This is a genomic window from Paenibacillus sp. GYB003 (assembly GCF_036577625.1).
Taxonomy (GTDB): domain Bacteria; phylum Bacillota; class Bacilli; order Paenibacillales; family NBRC-103111; genus Paenibacillus_AB.
In genome coordinates this window covers 32255-45227 of sequence record NZ_JARBDC010000088.1, presented here as the reverse complement: position 1 = coordinate 45227, position 12973 = coordinate 32255, and the positions used below count along the sequence as shown (strand labels likewise).

Below are 12973 nucleotides of genomic sequence, written 5' to 3'. Positions count from 1 at the left end.
TGGACGGCGGTTCGGAGCAAATAAGCGCCATGGTGTCCGTTACGATTGGAAAACGGCCGATTTTTGCGAAATAAGCTCCGTGGTGTCCGTTACGTTTCTGGTACCGAATGTTTTCGCTCATCTTCGAAATACGGCGATAGACGATTTTCTTGTAATAGCAGAAGGTTTAAGTTCTTCACCGTACTAAAGCGACATGCCGGATTGTTCATACGAGTCGCAGCATGCCGTCTGTCAGCGCGGATGCCGCTCGCTGCGCGCCGCGGAGCTTGGGATCAGACCGCTCCTGATGGGCAAGCTCGGAGAATAGCGAACGGTTGGGGCTGTTATTTGAACCGATGGCGCGCGGATGAACGTACGCTTGGGCCCTCTTATTTTCGGCTGGATGACCGATTAGAGGTCGAGCGGCATGAAATAGGAGCCCTCATCGTAACCACGCCGATTCCGGATACGAATACCGGATCGAACATATACGGCCCGCAAAACCGGACGCGGAGCGTACGGATCGAGTGACTCCACAAGCGAATGTCGGAAGAGGGGATGGGGAAGGAGCGGAGAAGCGTCAACGTCCGCCTTTGAAATCGGATTCCAACTGCAAACCATGACAATCCAAGGAATACGATTTCAACTGCAGACGGAGCCTTTCCCCATGCCCTCCAAACGCGCAAACGAAACGGATACGCCAAAGACCTGAGGCAGAGCCTCAGGTTGTTCTTGGGCTGGATTTGCCGGACGGCTTGCCGTGCAAAAGGGCGGCGGATGCGATATAGTATACGTAGTCGCAACTACACTTGAAAAGAGGCCGCACATGAGAGTCACGGTAAAAGATATAGCGAAAATCGCCGGCGTCACTCAACCGACCGTATCGAAGGCGCTTAATAACGAACCGGGCGTAAGCGAAGAAACGCGAATGCGTATTCTCAGCATCGCCAAGGAATTGAACTACGTCCCTAATTTGGCCGCGAAGCGCCTTGTGACTCGGGAGTCGAACTGTATCGGCTTAATATGGCCGAAGACGGAAGGATTGTTTTACTATCACCTTTGTCATGCCATCGAGCGGGAGGTGACGAAGCGGGGGCTGACTTTTCTGATTTCGGTCGCGGACCCGGCGACGGCCGTCCGTACATTTAACGAGCATTTCGTCGACCGGATTTTGTTCTGGCAGTCGTCCGACTGGGTGCCGAACGCGCCGTTCATTAAAGAAGTCGAGGCGTTTCACGGCGAGCTGCTGCTCATGGGCGGCGCGAACATGGAAGGGGCGCATCGCATCGAAATCGACCGCAAGCGGGGCATTTATAAAGCGGTGCGTCATTTGGCCGAGCTGGGTCATCGCAAAATTACGTTCGTCGGGAGAACGTCCGACAAGCTGAACGGCTTCCTGCAAGGGATGTTCGAATTCGGCATGGAGCACCATCCGGACTACTTCATTCGTCGCGACGAACGGGGCAAAGTTCCGGAGGAGGCGATACTGAAGCTGTTTTCCGATTCCGGGGCGGAACGGCCGACCGCGCTGATCATCGACAGCCAAGGCGTGCTGTTTCAAATGCTGAAATGGTTTCGCAAGCTTAAGGTCGCCGTTCCGGACGACTTGTCCCTGATCGTATACGATGACGTGCCCGAACTGGAAGATGTGCTGGACGTGCCGCTGACCGTCGTAGGCCCGAATATCGGCGATTTGGCCAAAAAGGCGGTCGATACGTTGGCCGGGGAACGTTCCGGCGCATCCGGTCCGGAACGCATGGAGCGGACTGCCTCCGGCACCGTCCGGCTGATCGTCGAACCGGATTTGACCGTTCGCCGATCGACGAAGGAGGCTCCCGGTCCTTTATAAAAGTTTGTTTACAAATAAAGAATACGTATACTATAATAAGCGCACAAGCACATTGCTTGAGTCATAATTCGTCGGGTCATTGCCGGCGAATTCGATTTGCAAATTTTCAGTAATCGATTTCTGGCAAACGGATCCGGAGGTGAGGAAGGCGAGCGCCATCGGGAAAATAAGCTCGGCGCGTTTGCAAGCATCGCCAGCGGAGCCGGCGCAAGGCTCCGGTTTGAACGTATAGCAATCGATTGCTAAAGCGCTGTCATCAAGCGCGTGCGATGCCGACTCGCTTCGCGCTTCGCGTCATAAGGCGAGGAATAAGGAACGAGTCGGAACAAGGAAACGAGGGGGCTCAACTCATGGTAAAACGATTGTTGTGGAAGAGCGCTGCGGCGGGGGTCGCAGCGGCCGTCATCGTATCGGCCTGCGGCAAGTCGGACGGCGGCAACGAAGGCGAAGGCGCAACCGGCAAGGACAATAAGCCCGGGGCGTCGGTCGATTACACGAAAGGCGAATACGAGGTCGTCATTCAGGATTTGGCGGGAGGCTCCGACGAGCCGTTCGAAAAATCGTTCGGCCAATACATTCGCAAAAAATTTCCGAACTTTAAAATCACGTTCATACAAAGCAAGGAAGGGACGCGGCTGCAGGATTTGACCGTATCCGGTCAAAACGTCGATATCGTATACGCCTCGTTGGAAACGATTTCGGGCCCGCTTCTCGGCGCCGGTCAGCAGTTCGACATGACCGGATTAATTAAAGAACACGGCGTGGACTTGAGCAAATTCGAGCAGACGACGATCGACGCCGTAAGAACGATGGGCGAAGGCAAAATCTATTATTTGCCGGTCACTACGATGGTGCAGGTGTTGTTTTTCAACAAAACGATATTCGACAAGCTCGGCGTACCTTATCCGAAGGACGGCATGACTTGGGACGACGTGCACGCGCTGAACCAGAAGCTGACCCGAAATGAAAGCGGCATCAACTATATGGGCTACTCCGCTTCGCCGAACCATATTTTGCGGATGAACCAGATGTCGGTACCGATCTACGATCCGCAGACGAATAAGCCGATGCTGACCGACGAGCGGTGGAAAACCGCCATCGAAACGTATTTCCTGAACGAAGCGACCGGCAACTACAAAACTTGGGCGACGGCAAAGAAAAAGCTGCCGTACTACACGGAAATGACGGCTTCGCAGGAATTGGCGATGATGGTGTTCAACTCGCAGTTTCCGTTCGACGGGCCGCAATACGTCAAAGATATCGATTGGGATCTCGTATCGCTGCCGACGCTTAAGGACAAACCGAGGCTCGGGTCGCAGGCTTCGCCGCGCATGTTTGCGATTACCGGCACGGCGAAAAACAAAGGACCTGCGATGGAAGTGATCAAGCAGCTTACGTCCCTCGACGTGCAGACGGAAATTTCCAAGCAAGGCTTCATGACCGTGCTGAACGACGACAACGTGAAGAAGCTGATCGGCAGCGAAAGCCAGTTCAAGGACAAAAACTGGAAAGCGGTCTATTATAATCAGATTGCGCCGAAATCGTACCAGAGCATTTATGACGGCGATATTTTGCAAAAGCACCTTTCGCCCGTCGTGCTGAAGGTCGTCACCGGGCAAACGGACCTCAACTCGGCGCTGCGCGAAGCCCAGGATCAGGCGGAAAAATTCGTTCAGGCGGAGCGGCAAAAATAAACGTCCGTGACGAAGGCGCGGAAGCCGGGAGAAGAGCGGGTTAACCGAGTCGCTTCGCTCTTGTCCCGGCACGACCGGAACATTTCCGCGATCGCCGCTACGGCTGCGGATCGTAGACCGACCCGATAAACAGCACAATCCCGGTTTGCCGCTCGTGAATGGCGAACAGAAACGGCCGGTTCAGCTCGAACCGGAAGCCGGTGACAGAGGGCGCCGACGTAGCCTTCATCTCGACCTTCGTAACGGCGGCGGCCTCCGTTCCTTTCTCGTCGACCTGCACGAACGTCTTCTGCTTCACGTCGCCGATATAGGCGTTCGGCGGCGGCGCCAGCAGCTTGCTGAAGTCGGCGCGTTCGGGATCGAAAGCGAGCGACATGCCCTGCTGCATCAGCGGCTCGTTCAGCGTCGTCCCAACTTCCATTTTGAAGCGGGGCATGACGACTTCGCCCTGCTGCTCGTGCAGCGCGCCGATCAAGCCGTTCCATTCGGCGGCGTTCAGCCGGTCGACCAGCGCCGACAGCTTCGTTCCTTCGTCGGGCAGCAGCGCGACCATCCCCGTATTCCCGTTGCCGTACGGCAGCCGGACGGCCGTATAGCCGTCGCGATCCGCATATTCGAACGTGCCTGCGCTCGCCATCATCGAACGGTTCGCCTGCGTTCCGTTTTGGAGCGTAAACGGGCGATCCCGCGTAGCCGTTTTCTCGAACGGCCTCGTCCAATCGGCTTTGAAATAAACCGCATTCAGCAAAACCATGATCGATTGATCATCGAAACGGTCCGCGACGATTTTGTCGATGCGGCCTTTCGTTTGTTTTTTCGCCCAGCCGTTGATCGTGTCGGCCGCTTTGCGGCTCGCGAAATCGAGCGTTTTCGTCTCCGCGCCGAAATACGTTTTATTCGCGGCGATAAAGCTTGGGTCGAACGTCAGCCCTTTGCGGGCCCAGATCGAATTCGCGACCGTCAGCTCCGCCTGCGGATCGGCATGCTGCAAAACGCCGAGCAGCGCGCTTGCCCCGCCGTTCACTTCCTCGGGCGTCAGTCCCTGCACGCCCAGCGATTGGGCCATGCCGTCGCGGGTCGGGCCGACCGCGCCGTTCATCGTCATCGTCAGCGCGATCGCCGCGCTTGCCGGCGACATAAACATATTGTCGCCGTCGGCAGCGGCGGCGGATGTTTTTCGATACAGCTCGAACCCGAAACCGTTGAACGACTCGACGAGCCGTTTATCGACATCCGACGCGGCCTGAATCCGGCCGTTCGGCCTTTGCTTTCCCGCTTCGCCGCACCCCGCGGCGGCGCCGAGCATGCCGAACGCGGCGGCGGCGATCCCGACCGTCGCGGCCATTCTGACGATAAGCGTTCCGCGTTTTTCTTTCGTACCGGCCATGACTGCAACCCTCCAATATGACAATCGCGCTTGATACTGCATGGACGGGGCAAGGCGATGGAAAGTTGCACCATAAGCGTTCGCGCTACAAAAAAAGCGTCCGCGGGAGCCGACTTGCAGTCGTCTCCGCGGACGCGGTCGCATGCGATGCGATTAATCTTCGATCGTCGACAGGTCGCCTGTCGGCAGGCCGAGCTCCCACGCCTTCAGCACGCGGCGCATAATTTTGCCGCTGCGCGTCTTCGGCAGCTTGTCGCGGAACTCGATTTCGCGCGGCGACGCGTGGGCGGACAAGCCGACTTTGACGAACTTGGCGATGTCGGCTTTCAGCTCCTCGCTCGGCTCGAAGCCGGCGCGCAGCGAAATGAACGCCTTGATGATCTCCCCGCGCAGCGGGTCCGGCTTGCCGATGACGCCCGCCTCCGCGACGGCCGGATGCTCGACGAGCTTGCTCTCGACCTCGAACGGTCCGACGCGCTCGCCCGACGTGTTGATGACGTCGTCGACGCGGCCCTGGAACCAGAAGTAGCCGTCCTCGTCCATATAGGCGGAGTCGCCGGAGACGTACCAGCCTTTCAGGCGGAAATATTCCTCGTACTTGGCCGGGTTGTTCCAAATTTTGCGCATCATCGAAGGCCACGGCGTCTTGATCGCCAGGTTGCCCATCCGGTTCGGCGGCAGGACGTTGCCGTTGTCGTCGACGATGGCGGCGTCGGTGCCCGGAATCGGCTTGCCCATCGAGCCCGGACGAATGTCCATGCTCGGGTAGTTGCAGATGAGCTGGCCGCCCGTCTCGGTCATCCACCACGTATCGTGGATGCGCTGGTTGTACACTTTCAGCCCCCAGCGCACGACTTCCGGGTTAAGCGGTTCACCGACGCTGAGCACGTGGCGCAGGCTGGACAGGTCGAACTGGTTCACCGTGTCGTCGCCGGCTCCCATCAGCATGCGGAACGCCGTCGGAGCGCTGTACCAAACCGTGACTTTGTAGCGTTGGATCGTGCCGTACCAGTCCTGCGGGCTGAACCGTCCGCCGCGAATGACGTTGGTGGCCGCGTTCAGGAACGGCGCGAACACGCCGTAGCTCGTGCCGGTTACCCAGCCCGGGTCGGCGGTACACCAGTACACGTCGTTCGGCTTCAGATCGAGTACGATTTTGCCCGTATAATAATGTTGGATCATTGCATTGTGAACGTGAACAACGCCTTTCGGCTTGCCGGTCGATCCGGACGTATAGTGCAAAATGAGGCCGTCTTCGCGGTCGACCCATTCGATCGCCAGCTCCTCGGACGCGGCCGCCATTTCTTTGTTGAAATCGACTCCGCGCTCGCCGAGCTCGACATCGTCGCCGACGAGAATGACATGCTTCAGGTGCGGCAGGGCGGCTACCGGCACGCGCGGCAGCAAAGCCGGCGTCGTGACGATCGCGATCGCCTCGCTGTCTTCCAGACGGTCGCGCACCGCCTGCTCCATGAACGCTTCGAACAGCGGGCCGACGATGGCGCCGATTTTGATCGTGCCGAGCAGCGCGTAATACAGCTCCGGCGAACGCGGCATGAAGATGAAGACGCGGTCTCCCTTCGTTACGCCGAGCTTGCGGAGCACGTTGCCGAATTTGTTCGAATTCGTTTTCATTTGCTTGTAAGTAACCGCTTCATCGCGAGCGGCGTCGCTGTAATAGAGAGCGACCTTGTCGCCGAGGCCGGCTTCCACGTGGCGGTCGATCGCCTCGTACGCCATGTTTACTTTCCCCGTCGTATACCAGGAAAATTGTTTCTCCACTTCGGTCCAGTCGAATGTGCGGCGGGCTTCTTCGTAATTTTTCAAGTTCGCGTCCGTCGCTGTCGCTTTGACGATGTCCGCTTGCTTCTCCATAACAATACGCTCCTCCCGAATGGAAACCTTTTTATGAAACGCTTTCAGTGCAGCGCCCCTTCGAGCATGTACGAAAAAACTCAAAAAACATTATAGCACAACGGCATTTCACTTTGCATGAAAATATTCAAATTTTGGACACGATTAAGCTGCGTAAAAAATGTCGCAAAATCGTACTCGGGCCGCCGCCGCGTTTGCGCATAAAATGATTGAAACGATCAAAAATGATGATTGAAACGATCAAAAAGAAAGCTTATACTGAAAGCAGCAATTTTCGAATAGTACCGCTGCCGCCGCGTTCGGCAGCCATCCATCACATCCAAGGAGTGAATTCGCAATGACGAACGGCTTCGGACAGTTGACTTACCCGGAAATATCGGCCCAGGCGGAAGCTTTGGCCGCGGCGCTCGAGCAGCTGGAGCGGCAAAAAGATTGGGTGAGCCGCTACATCGGCAATCCCGCCTTCGACGAAATCCTATTCATCGGCTCCGGTTCCTCGTACTATCAGGCGCAAACGATGGCCGCGACGTATAAAAAATGGGTCGGACGTCCGGCGAGCGCGCACCCGTCGTCGGAAATCTTTTTGTTCCGCGACGCGGCCGCCGTTCCGGGACGCAATTATTTGCTCGTCGGCGTGTCCCGCTCGGGCGAATCGACGGAAGTCATTCTCGCGCTCGAATCGGTGAAGGGCGTCCAAGGCTGGACGACGTGCGGCATTACGTGCCACGAAGACAGCAAAATGGCGCAAATGGCCGAATGTTTAATTTCCCCGCTCGGGAAGGAAAAAAGCACGGTCATGACGAAATCGTTAAGCAGCATGACGTTCATGATGCAGGCGGCCGCCGCGATCGCGTCGGGCAAGCCGGAGCTGCTGGCGGAGTCGGCCGAAGTCGTCAAGGCCGACGGCAACGTTGTGAAAGCGGCGGACGCGTTCGCCAAATCGTTCGTGCAGGAGCATGAGCTGAACAAATTCATTTATTTGGGCATGGGCTCGTACTACGGCTTGTCCCAGGAAGCTTGCCTGAAAATCAAGGAAATGTCGTACGTATGGACGGAAAGCTTCGGAACGCTGGAATTCCGCCACGGCCCGAAATCGATCGTCGAGCCGGGGACGCTCGTCTGCTTGCTGCTGTCGGAGTCGGCCCGTTCGTACGAGCTGAAGGTCGCGGAAGAGATGAAGGCGTACGGCGCGACCGTTCTCGTCGTTACGGCGCGCAAGGGCGACGACACGGCTTTCGCGGACGCGGTATTCGAAACGGGCGGCGCGAACGTGAGCGACGAAGCGCGCGGCGTGCTGTATTTGCCCGTGCTGCAATATATCGGCTTTTACACGGCGCTGAAGAAGAACGTCGATCCGGACCATCCGCGCAACTTGACCCAAGTGGTCAAAATTTGAATTTGACCCTGCAGACCGCAGTTTATGGAGTGAACGATTCATGCCGGAACAGTCTCTAACCAAAGGGGAACAGCGCCGCCGATCGATTCTCGGCATGCTGAAGCAGCGGGGCCGCGTTTCCGTGCAGGATATCGTCGAAACGCTGCACTGCTCGGAGGCGACGGCCCGAAGAGACTTGGACGCGCTCGAGCAGACGGATTCCGTCATTCGGACGATCGGCGGCGCGATTTACGACGCGTACCATGCGACCAAGGAAGCGTCGTTCGAGGAAAAAACGTCGCTGTCCTGGGTGGAGAAGGAGCGGATCGCCGTAACGGCCGCTTCGCTCGTCGAGGAAGGGGATATCGTCGGGCTTTCCGGCGGCACGACGACGTACTTGATCGCGAAGCAGCTCAAAACGCGAACGGGCATCACGGTCGTGACGAACGCGCTCAACATCGCGATGGAGCTGGCCGACAGCGACGGCATCCAGCTCGTCGTGGCCGGCGGCATATTGCGCCGCAAAAGCTACGAGCTGTGCGGGCCGCTGACCGAGAAAGTCGTCGAGCATCTCAATATCGGCAAAATGTTTCTCGGCATCGACGGGTTCGCGCTCGAGCAAGGGCTGACGACCCATTCCGAGTCGGAGGCGCAAATCGCCAAAATTTTGATCAAACGGTCCGAGCGGACGTTCGCCGTATTCGACCGATCCAAAGTGGACCGCGTATCGCTGTTCACGATCGCGCCGATCAACTCGATTCATGCTTGCATTACCGACGCGCCTTTAGCCGGGCCGATCGGGGAGCAGCTTCGCAAACGGAGCATACGCGTATACGTGGCCCAATAGCGCAAGTCGATACAGGAAGACCGTAAAAACGGCCGGGACTGCCGCAGGACAGTCTCTATTTTCCGAATAAGGGGACGGGGAGATCCGGGATGAGTGCTTATATCGGAGTCGACATCGGCGGAACGAACATCGTGTGCGGACTGCTGGACGACCAATTGAACTTGCTTCGCAAAACGAAAAAGCCGACCGGAGCGTCGAACGGCGCGGATTACGTGCTGCGCCTGATCGCTTCGATGATCGACGAGCTGCTGGAGCGGGAAAAGCTGACCCGCGTCGACGTGGCGGCGGTCGGCATGGGCAATCCGGGCTTCGTCGACCCGGTCCGGGGCGTATCGTTGTCGTCGGCCAATTTGAAATGGGAAAACGTTCCCGTCAGCGATCTGCTCGGCGGCTTGCTCGGCGGCATTCCGGTGTTCATCGACAACGACGTCCGCATGTATACGTACGGGGAGGCGGCCCGGGGCGCGGGACGGGGCTACGACCACGTCATGGGCGTCACGCTCGGCACCGGCATCGCCGCCGCGATGGTAGGCCGGGGCGAGCTGTATTACGGCAGCGGCTTTCTCGCCGGCGAGCTCGGCCACGTTCCGCTGGAGGGCGAGAACGCGCTGTGCGGCTGCGGCATGCGCGGCTGTCTCGAAACGATCGCCTCGGCGACCGGCATCGCGAGAATCGCCCGCGAGCGGCTGGAGCAGGGCGAGGCGAGCGTGCTGCAGCAGTGGTTTCCGGGCGACGGCCGCAAAGACGTAACGGCGGCCGACGTCTCCCGCGCCTACGACGAAGGGGATGCGCTCGCCGTCGACGTGCTGCGGTTCGTCGGTCGCCATCTGGCGCGCGGGCTCGCCTGGGCGATCACGCTGTGGAGCCCGGACGTCGTCGTTATCGGCGGCGGCGCGGCCAACGCCGGGGAGCGTCTGCTCGCGCCGATGCGGGAAGCGCTTATGCCGCTCATTCTTCCGATGTATCGGGGCGTCGCCATCAAGCTGGCGGAAATGAACGACGACGCCGGCGTTGTCGGCAGCGCCGCGTTCGCCAAAGCGAGAGCCGGCGCATAACGCCGGACGACAAGCATTCGTAAACCAGCCGTACCTTCGGGTAGACGGCTGGTTTCTTATTTGGCGCAAATGGAAAATTTCGCTATATCGATGAAGCCCGCCTATGCGTTCGTACCGGTATCGTTTATAGTAGTAAGATACGGCAAATACTACAAGGTAACGGAGTTGACTCGTACATGGAACAAATTCGTCTCGTCCGTCCGGAACAATTCGAGGAGGCTGCGCGACTCGCCGATCTCGTGTTTCGCGACGCCGAGCATAAATCGATGCGGGACGCCTATCCGCACGCTTTCTCTCCCAGCTTGTCGCAATCGTACGGCGCGTTCGAGGACGGAACGCTCGTCTCGTTCGTCGGTTTCGTGCCGGCGGTCGTGCGCATCGGGGAAGCGGAGCTGAACGTCTATTCGATCGGCGCCGTATGCACCCATCCGGATTATCGCGGGAAAGGCTACGTCAGCCGCATTTTGGACCGCATCCGCGAGCACAGCATCCGGGCGGGAGCGCCGGTCGTTCTCGTTTCGGGCAATCGTCCGCTGTACGAGCGTTTCGGCTGCCGCGTCTTCGGCAGCGCGACGTCGTTTTCGATCGACCGCGAAGCGGCGGCGAAGCTTACGGAAGGGCCGGCGGCGGGCGGAGCCGTCCTTCGGCCGTCGGAAAGCGACGATTGGTTCGCTTTGAAAAGGCTGGCGGCGGGCCGGGACGTACGGTACGAGCAAAGCTTGTGGGATTTGGCCTCGCTCATTTATGCCGAGCCGACGGCCAGCAACGGCAAGCTGCGCCACCGCGTCTGGGTCGCCGAACGGGACGGGCGGCCGGCCGCTTTCGCGGTGATCGCCGTGCCGGGACGGATCGCGCCGAGAGGGAAGCCGGCGCTGATCGAATGGGCCGGCGATCCGCCTCTTGCCGCGGCGGCCGCCGCGCGCGGCATGACGGAGAGTGGGGCGGAGTCGCTGCGGGCGGTCGTGCCGTGGCACGAGACGGCGTTCGCCGAGACGCTTCGCCGGGCCGGCTGCGCCGCCAAGGACTGCAAGCAGAGCGGGACGGTCGCCATCACGGACCCGCAGGCGCTGCTCGACCAGCTCGGTCCGTATTTGCGGCGGATCGACGGCGACGCGTACGGCAAGCTGCGATTCGCGCCGACGGAGCAAGGCGCGTTCATCGTCGCCTGGGAAGGCGGCGAAGCGGAGCTCTCGTGCGACGCGTTCATTGCGATGCTGTTCGACCAAGGGGCGGCGGCCGGTCTGGGCGGCGAAGGCGCCGAGCGGTTGAAAACGCTTTTCCCGATTCCGTTTCCGTACACGGCCGGTCTGAACTATGTGTAGAAAGCCCGGAGACGCCGGAATTTACAAACGATGTCAAGTCATGTAGAATAGGAATAATAGTCTTGTATTGGAGAGAAATCCGTTGCTGCGAAGAAGAAACCTCTTTCAAGAGCGTTACAATCATTTTTTGACCGAGTTGAAAAATGAAATATTGAGCGGCAGTTTGAAGCCGGGCGAATTTATACTGCCCGAAAACACGTTGAGCGAGAAGTACAAAATCAGCCGCGTGTCCGTGCGCAAAGTGCTGGCGCAGCTCGTCGAGGAAGGGCTGATCGAGAAAATCGCCGGCAAAGGCAACCGGGTGAAGCCTCCCGCGGAGGAAATCGACCGGCAGACGATTACGCTCGCCTGGTTTTCCGAATCGTACGAGAACGACGTGCTGCAGACGATCATCGAGCGGTTCGAGGCGAACCATCCGTACGTCAAGGTCGACCTGATCATTCTGACGTCCGGACAGTATGTAACCAAGCTGGCGAGCATGATCGAGCAGGGCGAAGGGCCCGATCTGTTTTTCATGTCGGATTCCCATCTCCGCCAGTTTTACGAGATCGACAAGCTCGGCCTGATCGAGCCGTACGAGCCGTCGCAATTTGCGCCGGGGCAAAGCTACGGAAAGCTGTTCGACATCTTCACGGTCGACGGAACGCTCATATCGGTGCCGATCCATTTCTCGCCGATCGTCATCTGCTATAACAAAGACATGTTCGAGGCGGCCGGCATCGACCGGAGCGATCCGATCCGGACGTGGGACGATTTGCTCGAAGTCGCGAAAGCATGCACGGCCGAGCCGAACGAAGACGGCGTCATCGACCAGTACGGCTTCTGCTTCTCGTCGTCGACGAACCGCTGGCCGGCGTTTTTGCTGCAAAACGGCGCCCGTTTCGTCTCGGACGACAAATCCCGCTCCGTATTCGGCGACGAACGCAACGTCGAAGCGCTGCAATTTTGCAACGATTTGATGTACAAGCATCAAGTTTCGCCGATTTATTCGCATTCGAGCAGCTATTTGGCCGAGCAAATTTTCAAACGAAAACGATGCGCGATGATTTTGTCGACCTATTATTTCATGAACGAATTCCGCGGCATGGATTTGCGCTGGGACGTCCTGCCGGTGCCGAAAAACCGCGAGAAAGCGACGCTTCTCCTGTGCGGCTCGCTCGCCGTCAGCAAGCATTCCGATAAAATCAAGGTGGCGCAAAGCTTCATCGATTATTTCGTCGGGGACGAGGCGCAGACGCTTCTGAAGCGGACCGGCTGCACGATTCCGGCGCTGCGTTCCGTCGCGGAGGACGACTCGCTGCTCAACCCGGACATCCATCCCGAGCATTACAACACGTTCATCGACGCGGTCGAGCACAGCTACTCCCATCTGGAGCTCGGCATCACGAACAAATATATATCGATCATGCACGACGAGCTGCATATGCTGTGGGCGAATATGGATACGGCCGAGGACGTATGCCGCCGCATCGAGGAGCGGATGAACCGGGCACTGGCGCATCGGAGCGTCGGAGTCTGAACCGTATCCGGCATGCCCGCGCGAATGGAAAGACAGCCTCCCGAACCGCCGTAAAGCGGAACGGGAGGCTG

General features: G+C 58.7%; 9 protein-coding genes. 7 read left to right on the top strand and 2 right to left on the bottom strand.

Features of this window, described 5'->3' with window-relative positions; genetic code table 11:
• Positions 1–805 precede the first annotated feature (805 nt).
• Positions 806–1828 (top strand): LacI family DNA-binding transcriptional regulator, encoded by a 1023-nt coding sequence (locus PV407_RS27855; RefSeq protein WP_332093273.1) that lies wholly within the window; start codon positions 806–808, stop codon positions 1826–1828.
• Positions 1829–2178: 350 nt separating this feature from the next.
• Positions 2179–3522 carry a hypothetical protein gene (locus PV407_RS27850; protein WP_332093272.1) on the top strand — a complete coding sequence of 448 codons (1344 nt, stop codon included), beginning with the start codon at positions 2179–2181 and terminating at the stop codon, positions 3520–3522.
• 97 nt (positions 3523–3619) lie between these two features.
• On the opposite strand, the gene PV407_RS27845 is transcribed toward PV407_RS27850, so the two are convergent.
• Positions 3620–4909, bottom strand: coding sequence for a serpin family protein (locus PV407_RS27845; RefSeq protein ID WP_332093271.1), 1290 nt, complete (start codon positions 4907–4909; stop codon positions 3620–3622).
• Between the two features lie 153 nt (positions 4910–5062).
• On the bottom strand, positions 5063–6784 hold the full coding sequence (gene acsA, locus PV407_RS27840) for an acetate--CoA ligase (protein WP_332093270.1): 1722 nt from the start codon (positions 6782–6784) through the stop codon (positions 5063–5065).
• Positions 6785–7121: 337 nt separating this feature from the next.
• On the opposite strand from acsA, the gene PV407_RS27835 reads away from it, so the two are divergent.
• The 5 genes from PV407_RS27835 to PV407_RS27815 all read left to right on the top strand — a co-directional run bounded on the left by PV407_RS27835 (position 7122) and on the right by PV407_RS27815 (position 12902).
• Positions 7122–8180 carry an SIS domain-containing protein gene (locus PV407_RS27835; RefSeq protein ID WP_332093269.1) on the top strand — a complete coding sequence of 353 codons (1059 nt, stop codon included), beginning with the start codon at positions 7122–7124 and terminating at the stop codon, positions 8178–8180.
• Between the two features lie 40 nt (positions 8181–8220).
• On the top strand, positions 8221–9006 hold the full coding sequence (locus PV407_RS27830; protein ID WP_332093268.1) for a DeoR/GlpR family DNA-binding transcription regulator: 786 nt from the start codon (positions 8221–8223) through the stop codon (positions 9004–9006).
• An 89-nt stretch (positions 9007–9095) separates the two neighbouring features.
• Positions 9096–10061, top strand: a complete 966-nt coding sequence (locus PV407_RS27825; RefSeq protein ID WP_332093267.1) for an ROK family protein — start codon at positions 9096–9098, stop codon at positions 10059–10061.
• 176 nt (positions 10062–10237) lie between these two features.
• Complete coding sequence (locus tag PV407_RS27820) at positions 10238–11383, top strand: GNAT family N-acetyltransferase (protein WP_332093266.1); 1146 nt, start codon at positions 10238–10240, stop codon at positions 11381–11383.
• 82 nt (positions 11384–11465) lie between these two features.
• Entirely contained in the window at positions 11466–12902 is a 1437-nt protein-coding gene (locus PV407_RS27815; protein WP_332093265.1) for an extracellular solute-binding protein, read from the top strand.
• Positions 12903–12973: the final 71 nt, after the last annotated feature.